Origin of the sequence: Cohnella sp. LGH, assembly GCF_017671885.1 — a bacterium.
GTDB classification, from domain to species: Bacteria; Bacillota; Bacilli; order Paenibacillales; family Paenibacillaceae; genus Cohnella; species Cohnella phaseoli.
In genome coordinates, this window is record NZ_CP072117.1 from 3,171,697 (window position 1) to 3,192,834 (window position 21,138).

At 48.0% G+C, this 21,138-nt stretch carries 21 protein-coding genes, 1 pseudogene and 1 riboswitch; of the genes and pseudogenes, 16 read left to right on the top strand and 6 right to left on the bottom strand.

All coding sequences use genetic code 11. The features are described from left to right. The first annotated feature begins 4 nt into the window (after window positions 1–4). A complete protein-coding gene (locus tag J4772_RS13450; RefSeq protein ID WP_209075594.1) occupies window positions 5–2,113 on the top strand; it encodes an alpha-amylase family protein in 2,109 nt (702 codons plus the stop codon). Window positions 2,114–2,226: 113 nt separating this feature from the next. Here the strand turns inward: J4772_RS13450 and arsC are convergent, their stop codons facing one another. Continuing rightward, the gene (arsC, locus tag J4772_RS13455) at window positions 2,227–2,646 is read right to left on the bottom strand and encodes an arsenate reductase (thioredoxin) (protein WP_209075595.1); all 420 of its coding nucleotides are present in this window, start codon (window positions 2,644–2,646) and stop codon (window positions 2,227–2,229) included. 45 nt (window positions 2,647–2,691) lie between these two features. Further along, complete coding sequence (locus tag J4772_RS13460; RefSeq protein ID WP_209075596.1) at window positions 2,692–3,981, bottom strand: arsenic transporter; 1,290 nt, start codon at window positions 3,979–3,981, stop codon at window positions 2,692–2,694. Window positions 3,982–4,075: 94 nt separating this feature from the next. On the opposite strand from J4772_RS13460, the gene J4772_RS13465 reads away from it, so the two are divergent. The 7 genes from J4772_RS13465 (at window position 4,076) to J4772_RS13495 (ending at window position 8,815) form a co-directional block, all read left to right on the top strand. Further along, a complete protein-coding gene (locus tag J4772_RS13465; protein ID WP_209075597.1) occupies window positions 4,076–4,459 on the top strand; it encodes a MerR family transcriptional regulator in 384 nt (127 codons plus the stop codon). Window positions 4,460–4,575: 116 nt separating this feature from the next. Next, on the top strand, window positions 4,576–4,926 hold the full coding sequence (locus J4772_RS13470) for an ArsR/SmtB family transcription factor (protein ID WP_209075598.1): 351 nt from the start codon (window positions 4,576–4,578) through the stop codon (window positions 4,924–4,926). Window positions 4,927–4,999: 73 nt separating this feature from the next. Further along, window positions 5,000–5,800: an arsenite methyltransferase gene (locus J4772_RS13475; RefSeq protein ID WP_209075599.1), complete on the top strand. Its 801-nt coding sequence runs from the start codon at window positions 5,000–5,002 to the stop codon at window positions 5,798–5,800. A gap of 264 nt (window positions 5,801–6,064) precedes the next feature. Beyond that, window positions 6,065–6,496 (top strand): outer membrane protein assembly factor BamB family protein, encoded by a 432-nt coding sequence (locus J4772_RS13480; RefSeq protein WP_209075600.1) that lies wholly within the window; start codon window positions 6,065–6,067, stop codon window positions 6,494–6,496. Beyond that, window positions 6,493–7,281: a PQQ-binding-like beta-propeller repeat protein gene (locus J4772_RS13485; RefSeq protein ID WP_371822856.1), complete on the top strand. Its 789-nt coding sequence runs from the start codon at window positions 6,493–6,495 to the stop codon at window positions 7,279–7,281. Before J4772_RS13480 ends, J4772_RS13485 begins: the two co-directional genes overlap by 4 nt. A gap of 75 nt (window positions 7,282–7,356) precedes the next feature. Next, a complete protein-coding gene (locus J4772_RS13490) occupies window positions 7,357–8,313 on the top strand; it encodes a sigma-70 family RNA polymerase sigma factor (RefSeq protein ID WP_209075601.1) in 957 nt (318 codons plus the stop codon). A 76-nt stretch (window positions 8,314–8,389) separates the two neighbouring features. Beyond that, window positions 8,390–8,815, top strand: coding sequence for an SRPBCC family protein (locus J4772_RS13495; protein WP_209075602.1), 426 nt, complete (start codon window positions 8,390–8,392; stop codon window positions 8,813–8,815). A gap of 78 nt (window positions 8,816–8,893) precedes the next feature. Here J4772_RS13495 and J4772_RS13500 read toward each other — a convergent pair whose 3' ends face one another. Next, window positions 8,894–9,310: a VOC family protein gene (locus J4772_RS13500; protein WP_209075603.1), complete on the bottom strand. Its 417-nt coding sequence runs from the start codon at window positions 9,308–9,310 to the stop codon at window positions 8,894–8,896. Between the two features lie 190 nt (window positions 9,311–9,500). Between J4772_RS13500 and J4772_RS13505 the strand changes: the two genes are divergently transcribed. Both J4772_RS13505 and J4772_RS13510 read left to right on the top strand, forming a co-directional pair. Continuing rightward, window positions 9,501–10,907, top strand: coding sequence for a WG repeat-containing protein (locus J4772_RS13505; protein WP_209075604.1), 1,407 nt, complete (start codon window positions 9,501–9,503; stop codon window positions 10,905–10,907). Between the two features lie 21 nt (window positions 10,908–10,928). After that, complete coding sequence (locus J4772_RS13510) at window positions 10,929–11,264, top strand: hypothetical protein (RefSeq protein ID WP_209075605.1); 336 nt, start codon at window positions 10,929–10,931, stop codon at window positions 11,262–11,264. 137 nt (window positions 11,265–11,401) lie between these two features. Here the strand turns inward: J4772_RS13510 and J4772_RS13515 are convergent. After that, window positions 11,402–11,995 (bottom strand): annotated as a pseudogene (locus J4772_RS13515) (aldo/keto reductase); the annotation flags it as partial. 273 nt (window positions 11,996–12,268) lie between these two features. Here J4772_RS13515 and J4772_RS13520 point away from each other — a divergent pair. Then, window positions 12,269–12,925: a DUF4085 family protein gene (locus J4772_RS13520; RefSeq protein ID WP_209075606.1), complete on the top strand. Its 657-nt coding sequence runs from the start codon at window positions 12,269–12,271 to the stop codon at window positions 12,923–12,925. A 181-nt stretch (window positions 12,926–13,106) separates the two neighbouring features. On the opposite strand, the gene J4772_RS13525 is transcribed toward J4772_RS13520, so the two are convergent. Next, window positions 13,107–13,802: a response regulator gene (locus J4772_RS13525; RefSeq protein ID WP_209075607.1), complete on the bottom strand. Its 696-nt coding sequence runs from the start codon at window positions 13,800–13,802 to the stop codon at window positions 13,107–13,109. Next, the gene (locus J4772_RS13530) at window positions 13,795–15,354 is read right to left on the bottom strand and encodes an ATP-binding protein (protein ID WP_247741091.1); all 1,560 of its coding nucleotides are present in this window, start codon (window positions 15,352–15,354) and stop codon (window positions 13,795–13,797) included. The genes J4772_RS13525 and J4772_RS13530 overlap by 8 nt, the downstream gene beginning before the upstream one ends. 379 nt (window positions 15,355–15,733) lie before the next feature. Further along, window positions 15,734–15,898, top strand: a riboswitch (cyclic di-AMP (ydaO/yuaA leader). Between the two features lie 124 nt (window positions 15,899–16,022). Here J4772_RS13530 and J4772_RS13535 point away from each other — a divergent pair. From J4772_RS13535 to kdpC, 5 genes are all read left to right on the top strand, one after another. Beyond that, a complete protein-coding gene (locus J4772_RS13535; protein ID WP_209075609.1) occupies window positions 16,023–16,427 on the top strand; it encodes an HAD family hydrolase in 405 nt (134 codons plus the stop codon). Window positions 16,428–16,553: 126 nt separating this feature from the next. Continuing rightward, window positions 16,554–16,631, top strand: a complete 78-nt coding sequence (kdpF, locus tag J4772_RS37550) for a K(+)-transporting ATPase subunit F (RefSeq protein ID WP_371822898.1) — start codon at window positions 16,554–16,556, stop codon at window positions 16,629–16,631. A gap of 44 nt (window positions 16,632–16,675) precedes the next feature. Next, the gene (kdpA, locus tag J4772_RS13545; RefSeq protein ID WP_209075611.1) at window positions 16,676–18,355 is read left to right on the top strand and encodes a potassium-transporting ATPase subunit KdpA; all 1,680 of its coding nucleotides are present in this window, start codon (window positions 16,676–16,678) and stop codon (window positions 18,353–18,355) included. Between the two features lie 21 nt (window positions 18,356–18,376). Beyond that, window positions 18,377–20,410 carry a potassium-transporting ATPase subunit KdpB gene (gene kdpB, locus J4772_RS13550; protein WP_209075612.1) on the top strand — a complete coding sequence of 678 codons (2,034 nt, stop codon included), beginning with the start codon at window positions 18,377–18,379 and terminating at the stop codon, window positions 20,408–20,410. A 51-nt stretch (window positions 20,411–20,461) separates the two neighbouring features. Continuing rightward, a complete protein-coding gene (kdpC, locus tag J4772_RS13555) occupies window positions 20,462–21,079 on the top strand; it encodes a potassium-transporting ATPase subunit KdpC (protein ID WP_209075613.1) in 618 nt (205 codons plus the stop codon). The last annotated feature ends 59 nt before the right edge of the window (window positions 21,080–21,138 follow it).

The window sequence follows — 21,138 nt, forward strand, 5'->3', positions numbered from 1 at the left end:
TACGATGAGAAAAAGTGTCATGGCTGTTGTTGTCGCAGTGCTATGTCTCGTTACTTTTTCTTCGCAGGCGCGTGCATATGTACCGGAGATTACGCCGTTTCCAATCGGCGTCTATTGGTCGCCGGATTCCGAACATACGACAGATGCGCGGTATCAGGAAATCAAGGAGATGAACGCCAACGTCGTGTTTGCTTCGAATGGCGTGGATACGCTCGATGAGGTGGACACGGCGCTTACCCATGCTGCCAACAATGGTTTGGTCGTGATAGCCTCAGATCTGAGATTGGCTTGGAGAACGAACGTACTGTCCCAAACCATCCAAGGGTCTACGGTATTTGTTCGGAACAACAATCCGATCGGGCAAACGTTCAAAACGCCAAGCGGCACGGGCTGGGGGCTTAACACTGTCGAGTTCGGCATCGACAAAACATTTTGGCCGTCCGGTACAACGTTAACGCTCTCGATTTACGACAGTCCGAGCAAAACGACGTTGATTGGAAGCGATTCGATTACGGGAAGCGGAAGCACCGATTTCCCGGTGTTCGGCATTTATAAAACCATCAACTCCAATTCCACCTATTATATGGAGTTAACCAGCAACAGTCCGAATAATGTAGCGATAAGACTCGGCAACGCTTATGCCGACGGCCAAATGTACGAGAACGGAGTCGCGACCGCCCAAGACCTATATTTCAAAGTTTCATTTTCCCAATTGGTTTACAATGACGGCGGGAAGCCTTCCAACACGGAAATCGACGATGTTGCCAACCACTTTACAACCAAAGCCGCTTTCCAGGGCTACAATATTTACGATGAGCCATCCGCCGCGATTATGACGCGCATTCAAGACACTATGATGAGATTGAGGCAAACCGATCCGAATCATATGACCTTCGTGAATCTGTTTCCGACTTACGCCGCGCCGGAGCAGCTAGGATTAACGGAGCAGACAGGCGCTTATGTCACTTCCGCCCAGCCATTGGGACAAACCTTCAAGACCAAGCCTAATCAAACGACGATATCCACGATCCAGATGTGGATAGACGACACCCAGTGGTCCGCGAATGAAGAATTAAATTTGTCGCTTTGGAATTCTCCTTCCAAAACAAGCTTGATCGCCCAGAAAACGCTGAATGGCGCATCCAACAACTGGGTTACGTTCACCTTAAACGCCAGCGTAAGTCCGGACACCTCCTACTATTTCGAGCTTACCCATAATGGCGGAGGAAACAATTCGGTCGGATGGGTGATTCATTCCTTGATCGGCGACAATTGGACCAACGACGGTACAGCGTATGTCGCAGGTACGCCCATGAATGCCGATTTTTGGTTTACCATCAACCAGAATATACAGGGCGGCACGTATGAAGACTATGTCTACCGCTGGGTCAGCAAGCTGCCGGATGTACTCGTGTTCGATCATTATCCGTTCCGTATCGGCGGGGGGATAACTAGCGATTATTATAGCAATCTGGAGATCATTAGACGCCAGGCTTTGGCCGGCGGGGTCGATTTCTGGTCCTTTATTCAGTCCATCGGGATTAATGGTTATTTAAGGGTTCCGAATGAGGCGGAAATGAGGTATCAAATCTACACTAACCTCGCTTACGGAGCAAAGGGATATATATACTTTACGTATTGGACGCCGTGGTCGGGGGGAACGGAGGCTTTTCATGACGGGCTCATTTTACCGGATGGCACGAAAAATACTTCCTATACGTGGGCGCAAACGCTGAACGCTGAAGTCTTGCAACTCGGTCCCAAGCTCATGTCGTTGACTTCACAGGCGGTCTATCACACAGGAACGCTGCCGAACAGCACAACTGCGCTCCCCGCAAGCTTTTTCATGCAGCCTACCGGCACAGCGGAACCGCTCGTGTTCGGATACTTTACAGATGACAGCGGGCGCAAGTATGTGATGGTTACGAACCGGGATATCACCAATTCAAGAACAGTTTCGTTCTCGTTTTCTCCGCTTCCGAGCACAGTGAAAGAAATATCGAAGGTGAACGGGAACGAAGTCGCTACCGATTACAATAATACGACGGGGCAAATGTCCGCAACCTTCGCGCCTGGTGAAGGGAAGCTATTCGTTCTCCCTAACGGTTATTGAATCGCAAAGGCTGTCTTTCATGTTTAACGATAAATTTGAAATGATACTCAACAAGTACCGGATAGAGATTCAGATGTTTTCTGAACCTCTATCCGGTACTTGTTGCCGTCCTTTTAACCCTCACGAACGAATTGCTCAACGCGCGACTTGATGGCATCGCGTACTGAACGGAACTGATCCATTATTTCTTCTTCCGTCCCAGTCGCTTTAGCGGGATCGTCGAAGCCCCAGTGCCATTTGACGACGTTCGGGTTGGAGATGACAGGGCAATGCTCATCGGCATGTCCGCACAGTGTGATGACGTAGGTTGCTCGATTTAAAGTCTCCGAATCAATGACGTTGGAGGTATTCGTAGAGATGTCGACGCCGACTTCTGCCATGACTTCAACTGCACGCGTGTTCATTCCATGTGTTTCAAGTCCAGCACTTTTCACTTCATAGAGATGACCACCAATCGTATTTAAGAATCCGTCCGCCATTTGGCTTCGGCAAGAGTTGCCCGTACAAAGAAAATATACAAGTGGTTTTTCCATTGTGTCATTCTCCTTTAGGTTTAAGGTGTATTGTATTTAATGATATTAATTAATAATCTTGAGCCAGAGATAAAGGCTCGTCAGCGTGATAAAGAGAACGGGGACGGTCAGAATGATGCCGATCTTGAAGTAATAGCCCCAACCGATTTTAACGCCCTTAGAATTAAGCACGTGCAGCCACAACAAGGTAGCCAGGGAACCTATCGGCGTTATTTTGGGCCCTAGATCAGATCCAATGACATTTGCGTAAATGAAGGCTTCACGAACAATGCCGACTGCATCGGCGCCTTGAATAGCAAGCGCGTCAATCATAACAGTCGGCATGTTATTCATGATTGAGGAAAGGATGGCCGCGATAAATCCGGATCCCACCGTGGCCGCGAATAATCCCTGGTCTCCGAACCAATCGTATAGTTTGCCTAGCTCGTCGGTAAGTCCAACATTGCGCAATCCATACACCACGACGTACATCCCGATCGAGAAGACAACAACCGCCCAGGGAGCACCCTTTATGAGATTCCAGGTTTGAATCCCTTTGCATTGTCTAGCTAATAAGAGGAAGATGATAGCGGCAACGCCAGCGATAATGGAGACGGGGACGTTCATCAATTCACTTGTCAGATACGCAATGAATAAAACGGCCAAAATTATCCACGAAATCCGGAATAACCTCATATCCTTAATGGCTTCCTTTGGCTGCTTTAACTGAGTAAGATCATATTGCTTTGGGATGCTCTTCCTAAACATCAGGTACAGAACCAGCAAGCTTGCCGCAATCGAGAAGATCGTCGGAACGATCATACGGCCTGCATACTCGGCGAATCCAATACCGAAAAAGTCCGAAGACACGATATTGACTAGGTTGCTGACGACGAGTGGAAGGGAGGCTGTATCCGAGATAAACCCGCTTGCCATAATAAAAGGGATAATCATTCGTTCATCGAACTTCAAAGCCCGAACCATGGCCAACACGATCGGCGTAAGGATCAACGCTGCTCCATCATTTGCGAAAAATGCGGCTACGGCAGCGCCTAGCAAAATGACGTAAATGAACATCAGGTTGCCGTCGCCTTTAGCAAACCGGGCCATATGCAGAGCAGCCCATTCGAAGAAGCCGATTTCATCCAAGATTAACGAAATCAGAATCACTGCTACGAAAGCAAGCGTAGCATTCCATACGATTTGCGTCACATCCCAGACATCGCTCAAATTCACAACCCCAAAGATTAATGCCAGGATAGCGCCAGCGCATGCAGACCATCCAATATTAAGTCCGCGAGGCTGCCAAATTACAAAAACCAAAGTAACAATGAAAATTCCTATTGCAATGATCATGAATCCTCCCCTAAGTTGTCCCAAACCGATGGATATTGTATGCTGAGGAAAAGCATATCACTTCAAGTTAACTTGAAGTCAAGGGGGGAGTTTCATGCTTTCCATAGGAGAAGTTGCTGAAAAGTGCGGCACTACGACATCAGCTTTACGATATTATGAACAAATCGGATTGCTACAGCCACCGCATCGTAAAAACGGTAAGAGGGTGTATGACGTTGAGGTATTGGGGCGGATCGAAACGATTAAGCTTGCACAGAGCGCCGGGTTTCAAATCCAAGAAATCAAACAACTGCTGGATGGTTTTGACTTACAAGTCGCACCTTCCGAGAGGTGGAGGCTCATGGCCATGAGGAAACAGAATGAACTCGAAGCCAAAATCCAGCAAATGACCCGCATGAAGACCATTTTGGCGAACAGTGTGAATTGTGATTGCCTCTCTTGGGAAGAATGTTTTAATGATAATATCAAGAAAAATTGATTTAATGATTGAAATACGATTTTTTCCATGTTACCATTCATTTATCAAATGTTTTTGAGTCAATGATTCGTAAACGAATTACTTCGCAATTGAATTGCTTATGGAGGGCAGTGAAAATGATTAAAGAGCTTCCCCTTGCTACGGTAACTAATGAAAACGTTGATTTCGTCAAATATGAAGCAAAATTCAAAGCGTTGGCCGATCAGAAACGGTTGCAAATTATGTACGAACTGACCCAGAAGGGAAGCGTCTGCGTTTGCGATCTCGTCAACATCGTGGATATGCCGCAATCCAAGCTGTCCTATCACCTTAAAATCCTACTTGATGCTGGATTGATCTCGCGTGACACTAGAGGAACGTGGAGTTACTATGAATTGAATCATGCAGAGGTCAATCGATTGCTTTCTCCTGAACTGTGCTGCATTTTTCGTAAGAGGGACGATCATTCAAGCGGTTGCTGTTCTTGAAATTAGAGACAGTCTTCTTTTTGCAGTATTAATCAAAAAATCTTGATTTATTATCAATTAGGGGATGATTTCCATGAATCAAGTTCAAAACGATGAAGTTCGACAGCATGTGCGCAACCGTTACAAGCAGATCGCCATTCAAGACGTTTCGAATGCGAGCTGTTGCTCGCCAAGCACTTCGTCTTCAAGTTGTTGCGATGGAGTAAATGAGATCTCCTCCAAGCTAGGGTACTCTGATGAAGAACTCTCAATCGTTCCGGAAGGATCTAACCTCGGGCTTGGTTGCGGAAATCCTCAAGGCATTGCGTCGATTAAGGACGGGGAAACTATTCTTGATTTGGGGAGCGGTGCTGGTTTCGATTGTTTTCTCGCCGCCAAACAAGTAGGGGATACGGGGAAAGTTATTGGTGTCGATACGACCCCGGAAATGGTTAGCCGAGCCCGCAATAATGCTACTAAAAATGGATATAAGAATGTTGAATTTCGGTTGGGAGAAATAGAATACTTGCCAATTCAGTCTGAAACGATCAATGCAATCATTTCGAATTGTGTGATTAATTTATCGCCGGATAAGCAGCAAGTCTTCCATGAAGCTTTCCGGGTATTAAAATCGGGCGGTCGATTAGCTATTTCCGATATTGTAACAACAGCAGAGTTGCCAGCAGAAATAAAAAGTGATCTAGATTCATTAGCGAGTTGCATTTCGGGGGCATCAACCGTCAAAGAACTCAAAGAAATGCTTCGTCAAAGCGGATTCGTTGAAGTCATTGTTGAACCGAAAGATGAATCACGCGAATTCATTAAGGACTGGGTTCCTGGAGCAAATATTAATGACTATATACAAGCCTCTATCATTAAAGCAATTAAGCCATAAAGATGTCTAAAGACCGAATGTAAGAACGTGCCGGTAACTGAAATTAAACATAAAGCCGTCGCAAATCAAGCGGAGAAGCAACTTTCGGGATACTGCTGCGTCTACATTTACAGTTAAATAATGGGAAGATGGTGCCTATTGAAAAATGGAAGCTTATTCGCCATAGCGGTGCTTGCGGTAGTATTGGGGTTTTTGGGAGTAAAAGTTGCCGATGCGGGCGGAGTGAACGGGCAATCGTCTTAAATTGGCGATAATTATGACTACTTGAACGATGCGAAGACCGTCGAGCCGACTTGGACGGTGGATATGTCGGGTTTCGATCCCGGCTTCGATTTGAACAATGGGGTTGCGCTTGCGGAGGAGGGAAAGGTCTTCTATCTGAACCAAGGACAGCTGCTCGCCGTATCGGTCAAAACCGGCAAGCGGATCTGGAAATACGGCAGCGGATTGAAGCTGCCGCTCGCCTATGCGGATGGCAAAGTATACGCAGCCTCAGGCGACGGCACTCTCTATGCGGTGAACGCGGCGACGGGCAAACGGATTTGGGCATCGTCGGCTAAGCAGCCGGACGTTCATCAGTTTACGGTGACGAATGACGAGCTGATCTCGGTCAGCGATCATGTGACGCGTATCGTCTGTCCGATGGCAAGAGACTATGGAAGGACGACTACGAGTTTCCGGCTTTCGGGACCGTGACGGCGATGGGTGATGTTTTGGTGGAGCGGCATGAGGAATCCGGCGCCTATATGTACGACATGACGCTCGGGCTTGACCGGAAGACAGGCAAGGTGCTGTGGAAGCTGATGGACATCGGCGAGCCCTTATACATTAATGAGGCAAAAGGCACGTTCATGGCACGGCACTTGGATTATATCTTCGCACTGGATAAGCCGGAAGGCTCGGCGGTCAAAACCGTCGATTGGCGAACAGGCAAAGTGCTCAAGTCGACGGAATACGAATCGGCCAAAATCAATCCGAACGGCAAGGAGCGGATTATCGAACGCCTATTCGTGAGCGACGGCAAAATCTATCTCTCCTTCGGCATTAAAGTTCTTGCCTTTCCGCTCGATGCGGATCCTGCTACGCCTTCAACGAAAAAGGAGATCTACTGGGTGTATGGGGGCAATTCAAACGTAAACTATGCCGCCGGACCAGCAGCCGGCAAGATATTCTTCGTATCCACGAATGCTAGAAGCTATCGGCTCTACGGGGTAAAGACCGTGGACAAAACAGCGGTAGTTGAATACGCGATCGATAATCCGATCGCCCGGTTCGATATTGTAGGCAACGGGCTTTATATTTACCAAACCGACCGGAAGCTAATCGTCATGAACCCGAGCAAGAACAGAACGTTGTTCCGGATGGACGTACCGGCGCGCGCGTTCGGCCCGACTTTAAGCGACAGCGGCATGATAGTGGTGCAGACGAAGGGCAAGCTGCTCGCCTTTCCGGAGCCGGTGGAATTGAAGGAAGCATCGTAAAAATATTGAGGCTGTTCGCTTCATTGCATATAATGAAGGTACTGCCCTTCGGGGAGATCGTTAAGGGAGGCCGCGATGAACGAGACCGCATTTGACGAACCATTATTTGCAAGCTTGAAGCCGGGGTTAACCTCGTTCTGTTACCGAATGCTAGGCTCCATAGACGATGCGGATGATGCCGTTCAGGAGACGAGTATTCGGGTCTGGCAGAGCTGGAGCACGTTCAGACAGGATTCCTCGTTCAAAACTTGGGTCTATCGGATTGCCTCCAACCTCTGCCTGGACAAGCTGAGACAATCCAAACGCCGCGCGCTTCCCGTTGATCTGTTTGATCCGGCCGTCGCCATCGTCGAGCCGCGCGACACGCTGCCGGATTCTGCCTGGATCTGGCCGTCTCCCGACTTTGGGGGCAATCCGGAGGATCGGCTCGTCCGCAGAGAGACCCTTCAATTGTGCTTCATCGCTCTCCTGCAGAACTTGCCTCCGCGACAGCGCGCGGTACTCATTTTGAAGGATGTATTTGAATGGCCCTCCAAGCAGATCGCGGAAACGTTGGCGATGTCGCCGGCAGCGGTGAACAGCGCCTTACAAAGAGCCCGAGAGACGATGGACCGGGCACAGCTTCGCTCGGATGAGCTTAGCAGCATGGACGTTCAACCGGAGCAGCAACTGCTATCCCGGTATGTGGAGGCCTTCGAGCAATTCGATATTGCTGCGCTTGTCGCGTTGTTCCACGAGGAAGGCTGCATGTCGATGCCGCCCTTCGAGATGTGGGTCCGCGGCAAGGAAGATTTGTCTGCTTTTTTCGCGCTCACTCGCTGGCATTGCGAAGGTTCGCGACTTGTGCCTATTACGGTGAATGGCGGTTATCCGGCGTTGGCCCAGTATATGCCGGACAAAGAGGGCTCCGGCCTGGTACCCTGGGGCATCCACGTCATCGAAACCAAAGAAAATCAAATTCTGCACGTTCAAAATTTCATTCATACGCCATTATTTTCGCGATTTGGGCTGCCTGAACGAATTGACCGATGAATTTCGTCATTGGCTTACGTCTATATTATTGAGAATAACCAAACGACGATTATCATGAGAGAGGTGTCTATTTAAAATGGAAACGAATCAACCGACGAAAGTAACCGTGCAAGCCGTTATTCAAGCCCCTGTCGAGAAGGTATGGCGCTATTGGACCGAGCCGGATCACATCACGAAGTGGAATCAAGCGTCTGAGGACTGGCATGCGCCAAGAGCCGAAAACGATCTGCGGGTCGGCGGCAAGTTTCTGACACGGATGGAAGCGAAGGATGGCAGCATGGGCTTTGATTTTGGCGGCGTCTACGATGTCGTGAATCGGCATGAGGCGATCGGCTACACCCTGGGAGACGGAAGAAGAGTGGATATTGTTTTCGTCGATCAAGGGAACGAGACGAAGGTCATTGAAACGTTCGACGCGGAAAGCTCCAATCCCGTCGAGTTCCAGCAAGCAGGCTGGCAAGCGATTATGAACAATTTCAAAGCCTATACCGAACAAAACTAATCATCGCGAAGAAGACGTCGGGGAAGATGCCCGGCGTCTTTCTTTTTGAACCTAGTATGAGCATGCTCACCGCTAGGTTTAACCTTGTACCGCATCCACGTTCATGCAGTTAATGGCCCACAGATGGCCGTCCAAGTCCACGAAGCCCCAATGATACATGACCCCATGATTTTCAGGTTCAGCGTGTAATTTTCCGCCTAAGGAGACCGCGGTATTCACGATTTCATCGACCTTTTCCCGGCTCTCAAAGGCCAATGCGATCGTCATCTGCGCATACTTGCTCGTATCGACGGATTCCCTCTCCGTGAGCGTATTAAAGAAGGCTTGACTGATCAGCATGACCTGCAGGTTGTCGCCGATCACGATGGCTGCCGAATTCTCGTTATCGGGGAATTGGGGGTTGAGCTCGAATCCGAGCCCGGTGAAGAACGCTTTCGATTGTTCTACGTTTTTTACAGGCAGGTTGAAGCTCGTGAATGCGGACGTTAATGCCATTTTCAAAACACCTCTTCGTCAAATTTGTTTGTGTTCATTTATGCCTTCGTTTATATAGACGACAGCCGATCCGGAAATTCATCGGTCTCATGGATTTGGATTTAGAGTAGACCATGTTTTCATGAATATGCGATAATTGTAATTATTTAACGCCAATAACTATAACCTATGAATTGAAGGGATGAGCCATTTGAAGAAGAGACTATTCATTTTGACGTGTATTTTCATGATGCTTAGTAACATAACAATTGCAGGAGCTAATGAAACCATTCCTAATCCTATTGAACCTGAGTTTTCTTACGCCAGTGACTTTAGTGAAGAGGGAGTTGCAATGATTGCTACTGGTGGAGAATGGAGTCTAAAGCTCTGGTACGATGTTCAAGGTGCAAAATATGGCTTTATTGATAGGTCTGGTAAATTTATCGTTGAACCACAGTATGATTGGGCGACTGCATTCGTTGAGGGTTTTGGGAGGGTCGAAAAAGAGAAGAAAATTGGGTTTGTAGACCTAACCGGCAGAGAGATTGTAGAACCGCAATATGATTGGGTAGATGATTTTAGCGAAGGTATGGCTGCAGTGGAAAAGAACGATAAGTGGGGTTTTGTTGATAAAACGGGAAAAGCAATTGTAACACCTCGATATAACAGAGTTGATTCTTTCAAATACGGAATAGCAAAGGTGTACAAAAATAACAAAGTGGGATTCATTGATAAAACCGGAAAAGAAATTGTAACCCCACAATATGGGGCGATTGAACCTTTTGCTGGCGGAATGGCTGCAGTTTATAAAAATGGGAAATGGGGATTTATCGACCAAACGGGAAAAGAGATTATAAAACCTCAATATAATAGTGTAGGTAGTGTTGGTCGTCCTGAGGTTAACTATTTCACAGAAGGATTGGCTCTGGTAGCTAACGATCCAGGAGATCGAAATCCTTTATTTATTGATAAAACGGGTAAGGTGGTCCTGAAGACTCGTTATGATTATGCGTTTGATTTTAGTAATGGATTGGCTTTGTTTAGTAAGGGTTCGAAAATTGGATTTATCGATAAAAAAGGAAAAGAAGTCATTAAGCCTCAATTTACTGACGCTCAATCATTTAATGAAGGTATGGCCGCAATAATGAGCAAGGAGAGAAAATGGGGTTTTATTGATAAAACTGGAAAAGTAATCGTAAAGCCTCAATACGATAACGTATTTGATTTTCAAGACGGAATCGCAATTGTTCAGAACGGTTTAAAGCGGGGGCTCATTGATAAAACCGGAAAAGTAATCTTGAAGCCCATATATGAAAAAATAAAGCCCTTGGATGGAGGCTTGATCATGATTCAACAATCTGGAAAATGTGGCCTTGCAAACAGGAGTGGAACCGTAATTGTTAAACCTAAATATGATGATATAAAGAACTTTAGCGAAGGACTTGCTGCTGTTGAATTAAAGGAGAAATGGGGATTTATAAACAAAAACGGAGAAATAATAATAACCCCACAGTATGCTGTTGTTAATGATTTTAAAAATGGGTTTGCATTGGTTCAAAGAGAGCAATGGAAGTACCATTTTATCTCAAATCCTCTGCACAAACCTAAGAAATCATGAATCGAGAGTAGGAGAATAGTTTTGAATTTTAAACTTATTGATATGAATGGAGTACCTGTGATTTCGCTGCCGACAGGTTTTGGGTCGTTAGAAGCCTTTATCGGAACAAATCTTCAAGATAAAGATGAAAAGGGTATTTGGTTGATTGATTCCATTGATGATGTACTAAGCGGTAAAGTAACCAACAGTACCTTAGGTGATGTGAAGTACCATGTGATCGAGCTAAGCAAAACAACCGTGAAGATAATCGATCCGTATTCCGACGAAGGAATGTACTGTGAGTTGCCTTTAGACACCTTTAGAAGCATTATTTTCAATTGGCTCAAACAGAAGGATAAATACTACGGATTACGCTAACGGGAAACGATAGCTCAATAAAACAGCGACAGAGTGTGAGTGATTTCGTTGCGCTAACGAAACCTCTTCAAATGGTAGCTAAAAATGCCAAAGAGGCTGCAACTAGTTAGTAGCTGCAGCCCTATGATTTCTACCGATTAAATATCAAGTTTACGTTCACCAATCCATTTCACCATTGCAGGATCACGATGGGAGAAGAACAGGCTCTCTTTCGTATCCAACGCAGCAATCAACTCCATATCCAGCTGGCTTAATTCAAAGTCAAAGATGTTGAAGTTTTCAACAATTCTTTCTTTACGAACAGACTTTGGAATTACTACAACTTCTCCTTGTGTTAGCCAACGTAAAACCACTTGAGCGACAGATTTATTATACCTTTGAGCTATAGATACCAATACTTCATTTTGGAACAAGTTATTTTTTCCTTCAGCAAAAGGAGCCCATGACTCGATCTGAACACCGTTTTCTTTCATGAATTTTGCATTTTCGATTTGCTGGTTGAAAGGATGCGTTTCAACCTGATTAACGGCAGGAACAATTTCATTATGAATAATCAAATCGATCAGGCGGTCTTCATGGAAATTACTAACCCCGATTGCACGCACCTTTCCTTCCCGATACAGTTTCTCCATAGCGCGCCAAGAGCCGTGCACATCTCCATATGGCTGATGAATCAAATACAAATCCAAGTAATCTAACTGCAATCTTTGCAGCGATTTTTCATTACTTTTTGCATAAAAATCCTCCATTGTTTTAAGTTCAACTCGATGTATTCGCGTAACAGAAAGCTTTTTACGGTTTTATTATGCACCTAATACAAGAGGGAGCGTTATAACGATCTTGTCAAATGTTTGCCTAATCCTCTTACAACTACTTATGTATGTTTGGTTATCCACCTAGACAAGACATTTATTTATGATTAATTAAACTAACGGGCAGTTTAGCGCAACAAAACATATATACAAGCCGTATGTTTAATAAATGAACTTTACTAGGGGGAACGAATGAAATATTTCACTAAAGAGTGGTATGAAGAAGCGCAGATAAGAAGTTTTTTAATTTTTCATGAAACGGTGAAGGATTGGGAAGAAGATATTGCTTGGTATGAATCTGAAGGTTTGAACTTCAAAGAAATTTGCAAGAACAACTTGGAATATAACAGAGCTCATTTACTCAAGTATCTCCCAGCCGCCTTTCATCCCTATATCCAGGACGGAACGTTAAATTCACAATTTCCTTCTGAAGAACTTAGAAAAATGGCTGACCAATGGTTATTGGAGTATGATGAGAGAGCGAAAGCAAAAAAGATTACCTACCGTAACTACTACAACTCCATAAAAGGCTCGCTCTCCGAGAGTGTTATGCAATTGTTTGAAAAGACATTACACGATGCTCAAGTAATTTCGATTGAGATACCTTCGAAGGATACGTTCATCATGACATTGGACTGTAGAGGGGGCTATCATTATTTAACGGATGTCAGGCTAACCTTTACGGGAGTGAGAAGTTTACAGCCTACAAGCTTAAGTGTAGAGAGCGTGTGGCTTTGTGATGAAGTTTATCTCACAGAAACAGGTTTTGAACTTCATGTGCTATTAGATAGTCCTTTAATAGAGTTCACGATCTTAGGTGAAAACGTGAATATTGAGGTTATTTCATAAATCATAGTGACGTTAACCGGAAACGATAGCCCAAGGCTGCAGATATGTCTGCAGCCTGTTTGGGTTTGATTTGGTTTTCGGAGAAACGAATCGAATACGAAATTTCACTAACACGCAATTGATTTCGTTTAAATATCCGTCTGGCAAGCTGGATTCCCGAACATATCTGGTTCTGAACTCTTTAATCCCGAGACAGAAAGCGATAACCGATTCCCGGCTCCGTAAGGATAAATTTGGGTTGGGTCGAGTCTTCCTCCAGCTTTTTACGCAAATGCCCGATGTACACCCGCAAGTAGTGGCTTTCGGTCTCGCTGTGATTGCTGCCCCATACTTGTTGGAGCAGCTGCCGCTGAGTAACGACCTTCCCGGCATTGGAGGCGAGAATTTTCAGAAGGTCGTACTCGGTTGGCGTAAGCTTTACGCGTTCGCCGTTTAATTCCACGATTCGTTGCGACAGATCGAGGGTTAATTCTCCGATCTGGAGGACGGGCTCATTTGTCGATTTGGCGACATGCCTTAGTGCCACACGAATTCTGGCGACCAGTTCTCCCATGCTGAACGGTTTTGTAACGTAATCGTCGGCACCGTTATCCAGCGCAAAGATTTTGTCTTCCTCCCTATCCTTAGCTGTAAGCACAATGACGGGAACGCTCGACCAATCCCGAATGCGCTCCAGTACCTCCATGCCGGAGAGATCCGGCAATCCGAGATCGAGGATGATCAAATCCGGATGAATTAAGGACGCTTGTAGCACGCCTTCTTCTCCGGTAGACGCTTCGTGAATCGCAAATTGATGAGCTTGTAAGGTCACTTTAAGCAGCTTCCGAATTTGAGGCTCGTCATCGACGATCAAAATACGTGCTCCGTTCTCATTCATGTTTTTCGCTCTCCGTTTCCTCAGGCATTGCATACATTCCGTTTGGGTCGAGTAAAGGAAGCGTAATTGTCATTACGGTCCCTGTTGGTTCATTGCGACGGCCCGTAATCGATCCATTGTGGAGCTCAACGATTCCTTTGCAAATCGCCAATCCCAATCCTGTACCAGTCACTTGTTTGGTCGCATCGGCGCGATAAAATTTTTCGAACATCCGCATGTATTCCTCATCAGAGAGCCTGATCCCCTGATCGGATATGGAGATCAAAAGGGCATTGTTTTCCGACGATACCTCTATGTCGATATCACTGTAATCCGGACTATATTTAATCGCATTACTGACTATATTGACCAATACTTGCTCAAGAAGCACTTCATCGCCTAACACCATAGGGGTATTGGGCGGAAGCTGTACCCGCAGCCGCCGATGCTGCTGAAAATCTTTAACTTGCGCAAGCGTAACGCCGATCAGATCCTCCATGTCGCACCAATTTTTTCTAAGACGCAACATACCGCTTTCCAATTGCACCATGCTGAGAAGGTTGATTACGAGTCGGTTCATACGAAGCGCGCCATCCCGAATGGTGATGAGCAGTTCCATCCGGTCCTCCGAAGTAAAAAGGTTGTCTCCCGCGATCAGACCGGTTGACGAGCCGATTATGGCTGCTAGCGGGGTTCGCAGTTCATGAGAAACGGAATCCAGAATAGCTGTACGAAGTCGTTCCGATTCAGCCGACAAATGAGCGATTTTCGCCTCTTCAGCCAACTTCACGCGAGCGATGGCGCTGGCCGCCAATCCGCCTATCGCTTCCATCATTTGCTGCTGTTCGGTCGTGAATCCTTTAGTCCAATCTCTCATATTAAGCGCCAGAACGCCATATACGCGGTCTTCGGTTCTCAACGGGAGGTAATAGCCTGGAGCATCTCTTAAAGTGTTGGACCCGTATCCGGCTGCTTCGCCGTCATCGAACGCCAGCTTCGCAATTACCTGCTCTGCTTTACTCTGCCCCCAATCGCTAAGAGAATCGGAACGGTGGGTCAGCACCAGATTGTTCCGATCATCCGGCAAGTAAATCGCAATTTCCGTGCCAATGGTCTGAGAGACATGGAGGGAGACATTATCCAGCAAAGCGTGGATGTCCGTAATGGCGCTCATCTGCTTGCTCAGCGCATAGAGCGAAGCAGTGTGCGCCTCTTTCTGTTTGGAATAAAGCAGCTGCTGCTTCAGCCTTGCCGCAAGACTGGAGGTCAACGCGGCAACGGCCAAAAAAACGCAAAATGAAATGAGATAACGCAAGTCTGCCACGGTGAAGCTCAGCTTTGGCGGAATGAAGAAAAAATCGAGCGCCAGAACAGCCGCGATTGCCGTATAGATTGCCGGACGTAACCCCCAATACACGGCACTGACGAGCACAGGAAATAAATAGATCAGCGCTATATTGACCAAATCGATCGCAAGTACGAGCGGGTGCAAGGCCACTGTCATGAGGGCGATCAGCAGCGTGATGCTTGCATAAGACCACCACGACCTCCATAAAGCTCGAATAATTCGCACGACTTCCCCCGTCCCCCCGTCCATATTCCAGTATTCTGCTCTATTAGATTACTGTAAAAAAGGGATAAAATAAACCGTTTAGAGGTGTAAAAATACTATAAAAATGGATGTAAAACTGCACAATAAAGAGAATACACGAGATAATCGAAGATTATTTCCATATAAATCGTTGTAACCAATGAATTTTACCGAAATCCATTCATTTTGAACCGTGCGCTGCTTTACAGGTTTTATGGCTAGGAGTACGATACGGCCATGATGCGTGGAGCTCCACACAGAAATTGCTTCTTCGGAGAGGATGATGAAGCTTGTAAGCCCAGTCGCGACGCAGAGAGCGATCAGTTGCGTTTTAATTATGCCATTTTATGAAAAGTATTTTCAAATTTAGACGCTGAATCCTTAAACGAAAAGGATCGGGGGAACCGACAGGATCCGAAATCGGCTCCATGGGGTGAATCGTTCGGCACTTAACCGTTCCGAGCGTAGGGCGACTCTCACGCCCGAATCCGGCAGCTAACCTCGTAAGCGTATCGGGAGAGGCAACACTTTTCGCGAGCCGACATCAGACTAGCGTTTTGGTCGAAGAAGCCGCGGGCAAAGGTTCCTCTGTGCCCAAAGCTTCTTTTTTGTTGCCTTCTTCCGATATCCGGGAAGGAGGAACCGAACCTATGGAACAACGTCATATCCTGATTGCCGCACCGAACGAGGCGGGTAAAAGATTTATCAAGCTCCTTCGAATTCATCGGATTCCAGTAGCGGTGCTGACGAATAACGGCAGGGAAGAGAGGGAGCTAAGAGGCCTTGGAGTAGACTGTATACTCCGCGTAGACACCGTCTCAATTAAGGAAAATTCTGTACCTTCGTTCCCGATCGGTCGTGTATTCATTTTCGAATCAAGTTTACCGCTAAGTTGTCAGTACTTGCTGCTGCTCGCCAATTGGTCTTGTAAGGCGATTACGGTCGTAACCGGCGCATCGCATCCCGAAGTGATTTACAGAAAGCTAGGCGCTTCTTATATCGTGCATACGCAAGCCAACGATGTCGGATTTTTGCTCGGAAGTTGGACGGATTAATCGTAAAGGACGTGTAGAGATGATGGATCTATGGATGATTTTAACCTTGGTCGCTTCCTTCGCCCTAGTCGCCGGGTTTATCGTCTGGTGCGACAGATCGATCGACGAAACGGAAGGGGAAAGCTCATGACAATCGTATTGATTTTTACGGGAGCGTTGTTCATTTATCTCGTTTATGCACTGCTTCACCCTGACAAATTTTAGAGGGACTTCGCACGCAGTCGATCGAGCCACAAGGAGGAACGGCTATGGATATTTTGCAAATTGTCGTTGTGATCGGCATTCTGATGCTGATCGCGAAACCGCTCGGGAACTACATGTACCATGTGTTCTCGAACGAATCCAACCGTACGGACAAAGTGTTTGGTCCGTTTGAAAAACTGATTTTTAGGATCATTGGGCTAAATAATAGAGTCGGAATGAGCTGGAAAAAATATGCGCTCAGCTTCGTTTTGACCAATATGGTTTTGGTTGCCTTATGTTACGCGATGCTTCGCGTGCAGACCGGACTGCCGTTAAACCCGAACGACATCGGCAATATGGAGCCGACGCTCGTGATAAATACGATCATCAGCTTTATGACCAATACGAATCTTCAGCACTACAGCGGCGAAACCGGTTTGACCTATTTCTCGCAAATGGCGGTCATCATGATGATGATGTTTACATCGGCGGCCACCGGTTTGTCAGTGGCAGTCGCTTTCGTCAGAGGGATCACCAGCAAAGGGAACACGCTCGGTAATTTCTTCGAGGATTTCGTCAAAGCCCATACCCGGATCTTCTTCCCATTAGCGATCATCGTTACTTTGGCATTGGTTGCGCTGCAAGTGCCGCAAACCTTGGACCCGACCTTGTCATTAACGACTCTGGAGGGCTCGGTTCAGCAAATTGCGATCGGTCCGGTCGCCTCGCTTGAGTCGATCAAACATTTAGGCACCAATGGAGGCGGTTTTTTCGGAGCGAACTCCTCGCATCCGTTCGAGAATCCGAACGGGTTGACGAACGTCATCGAAATGATTTCGATGTGGTCGCTCTCTGCCGGTCTTCCATTCATGTACGGCAGATTCGCCAAAAGTAAAAAGCAGGGCTGGGTTATTTTTTCGGCGATGATGATTTTGTTCCTCGTATTCCTGACGATCGCTTATACGGCCGAGAAAAGCGGCAATCCGGCCCTGAATGCACTGGGCATCGACGCTTCGCAGGGTAGCATGGAAGGAAAGGAAGTACGCTTCGGCATCGCCCAATCCGCCTTGTTCACAACCGTTACGACGGCGGCGACAACGGGAACGGTCAACAACATGCACGATACGCTGACGCCGCTTGGCGGTCTTGTGCCCCTTGCCGAAATGATGCTAAACGTCGTGTTCGGAGGCAAAGGTGTCGGATTGATCAATATGCTGATGTACGCGATTCTCGCCGTCTTCATCTGCGGCTTGATGGTCGGGCGTACGCCGGAGTTTCTCGGTCGGAAGATCGAGCCCCGTGAGATGAAGCTGATCGCGATCGTCATTTTGGCGCATCCGTTCATCATTCTCGCACCGACGGCGATCGCTTTCCTCACCGATCTGGGCAAAGGCGCCATAACGAATCCCGGATTTCACGGCATCACGCAGGTGCTGTATGAATATACGTCATCCGCGGCTAACAACGGTTCCGGATTCGAGGGGCTGGCCGACAATACTCCATTCTGGAACATCTCGACCGGTCTGGTTATGTTCTTCGGCCGATATGTCTCAATGATTGCAATGCTTGCGGTTGCCGGGTCGCTAACCCGCAAGCAATGGGTGCCGGAGACAAGCGGAACATTCCGCACGGACAACGCATTGTTCACCTTCTTATTGATCGGTACCGTAATTCTGATAGGAGCGCTGACTTTCTTGCCGGTCATCGTTCTGGGTCCGATCGCCGAGTACTTGACTATCCGCTAATGGAAACGGGGAGAAGCCGCAATGAATGACAATCGTAAGAAAAGCTTGTTCACAGGACCGTTGGTGTCCCAAGCAATCAAAGCGAGCTTCATTAAGCTGAATCCGGTCAGCATGATGAAAAATCCGGTGATGTTCATCGTCGAGATCGGCACGATTATAGTGCTGCTGATGACGATCTTCCCAGGCTACTTCGATTCGGAGGACCGAATCGGCTTTAATCTGGCCGTGTTCCTGATTTTGCTGTTCACGGTGCTCTTTGCCAACTTTGCCGAAGCGCTGGCGGAGGGAAGAGGGAAAGCGCAGGCCGATACGCTCAAGAAGACGAAAAAAGAAATTACCGCCAACAAAGTGGTCGGCAACGGCATCAAGACGGTTCCGTCCACCGAGCTGCGCAAAGGGGATATCGTCGTCGTCTCGCAAGGCGAGATGATTCCAGGGGACGGCGAGGTGATCGAAGGCCTCGCTTCCGTCGACGAATCGGCGATTACCGGGGAGTCCGCGCCGGTCATTAAAGAGGCGGGCGGAGACTTTAACTCCGTCACCGGCGGCACTCGCGTCGTTAGCGACAGCATCCGGGTGAGAATCACAAGCGATCCCGGAGAAACGTTTATTGATCGGATGATCGCGCTCGTCGAAGGCGCGAAACGGCAAAAGACGCCGAACGAAATCGCACTGAACACGCTGCTTATCAGCTTGACGCTGATCTTTCTTATCGTGGTCGTCACGCTTGGGCCGATCGCCTCCTTCGTAGGCGTCGATCTGGAAGTTCCGGTACTGATCGCGCTGCTCGTCTGCCTCATCCCGACAACGATCGGAGGGCTGCTGTCGGCAATCGGCATCGCAGGGATGGACCGGGTTACCCAATTCAATGTGCTGGCGATGTCGGGAAAAGCGGTAGAAGCGGCAGGCGATATTAACACGATGATTTTAGATAAAACAGGAACGATAACCTTCGGAAATCGGATGGCCAGCGAGATCGTTCCGGTTGGCAAAGCAAGCGGCGACGATACGGCCGCCTGGGCCGCGATTGCGTCGCTGCACGACGAGACGCCGGAAGGGCGTTCGGTGCTCGACTGGATGAAAAGAAACGGTAAATCATACGATGCCGCGCTTGGCGACGGCGGAATCTTCGTCGAGTTCAAAGCGGAAACCCGGATGAGCGGCATCGATTTGAAGGACGGGCGGCAAGTGCGCAAGGGAGCGGTCGATTCCATCCGCAAATGGGTCAGCGCTCAAGGCGGTACGATCCCCGATAATTTGGGCAAGGAAACCGATCGCATCGCTTCGCTGGGCGGCACGCCGTTGGCCGTAGCTGTAGATAAGCAAATCTTTGGACTGATTTACTTGAAGGATACGGTAAAGCCCGGCATGCGAGAGCGGTTCGACCAGCTTCGCGCCATGGGAATCAAGACGGTCATGTGTACGGGAGACAATCCGTTGACGGCCGCGACGATCGCGAAAGAGGCCGGAGTCGACGACTTTATTGCCGAGAGCAAGCCCGAGGATAAAATCGCGGTCATCCGACGCGAACAGGCCGATGGCAAACTCGTCGCCATGACCGGCGACGGTACGAACGACGCTCCGGCGCTGGCGCAAGCGGATGTCGGGCTCGCGATGAACAGCGGAACGACGGCGGCCAAAGAAGCGGCAAATATGGTCGATCTGGACTCGGACCCGTCGAAAATTATCGAAGTGGTGGCCATCGGCAAACAACTGCTGATGACCCGCGGCGCGCTGACCACGTTCAGTATCGCCAACGACATCGCCAAATACTTCGCTATCATCCCGGCGATGTTCATGCTGGCGATTCCTGAGATGGAGGCGCTAAACGTCATGGGACTCGGTTCCCCGCTGTCTGCAGTGCTTTCGGCGCTCATTTTCAACGCAGTCATCATCCCGCTGCTCATTCCGCTTGCGATGAGGGGCGTGGTCTACCGACCGATGAACGCTTCGCGCCTGTTAAGTCGGAACTTGCTTGTCTACGGACTCGGTGGAGTGGTCGTGCCGTTCATCGGAATCAAATTGATCGATCTGATCGTACACATGTGGATTTGACGTTCATGATGGAAAAAGTAAAAGAATAGAACAGGGAAGAAGGGATCGGCTATGTCGACAATAACGAAAAACGGGCAGTCGGAAAGCTCTTCCGGAGGCTCGATATTTTGGATCGCCTTGAGAACCAGTGTGCTGTTCATCCTCCTATGCGGAATCGCTTATCCGTTCGTCAGCACGGGGCTTGCGCAGCTGCTGTTTCCCGCTCAGGCGAACGGAAGCTTGCTGAAGGATAAGGACGGGAACGTCGTCGGATCCGAATTGATCGGGCAGGCGTTTACCGAGCAGAAATATTTCCAAGGCCGCGTATCCAGCATCGACTATAAGGCGGAGGCGTCCGGTTCAAACAACTACGCCCCGTCCAATCCCGACATGCTAGAGCGGACGAAAGCTTCGATCGAGCAGTGGAAGGAAGACAATCCGGACGTTCCGATTGAACAACTGCCAATCGCCCTGATCACCAACTCGGGTTCCGGGCTCGATCCGCACATTACGCCGAATTCGGCTGTCGTACAAATTCCGCGAATCAGCAAACTGACCGGCATCTCCGAGCAAGAGCTGCAGAACTTGGTCGACGAATATACGGATAACCGGGATCTCGGCATCTTCGGCGACCAACGAGTCAATGTGCTGAAGATCAACCTTGCTTTGAGAGATCAGCTCAATAAATAAGAGAAACAAAGCCCTATTCGCAGAAGAAATGCGAATAGGGCTGATCCATTGTCGAAGAG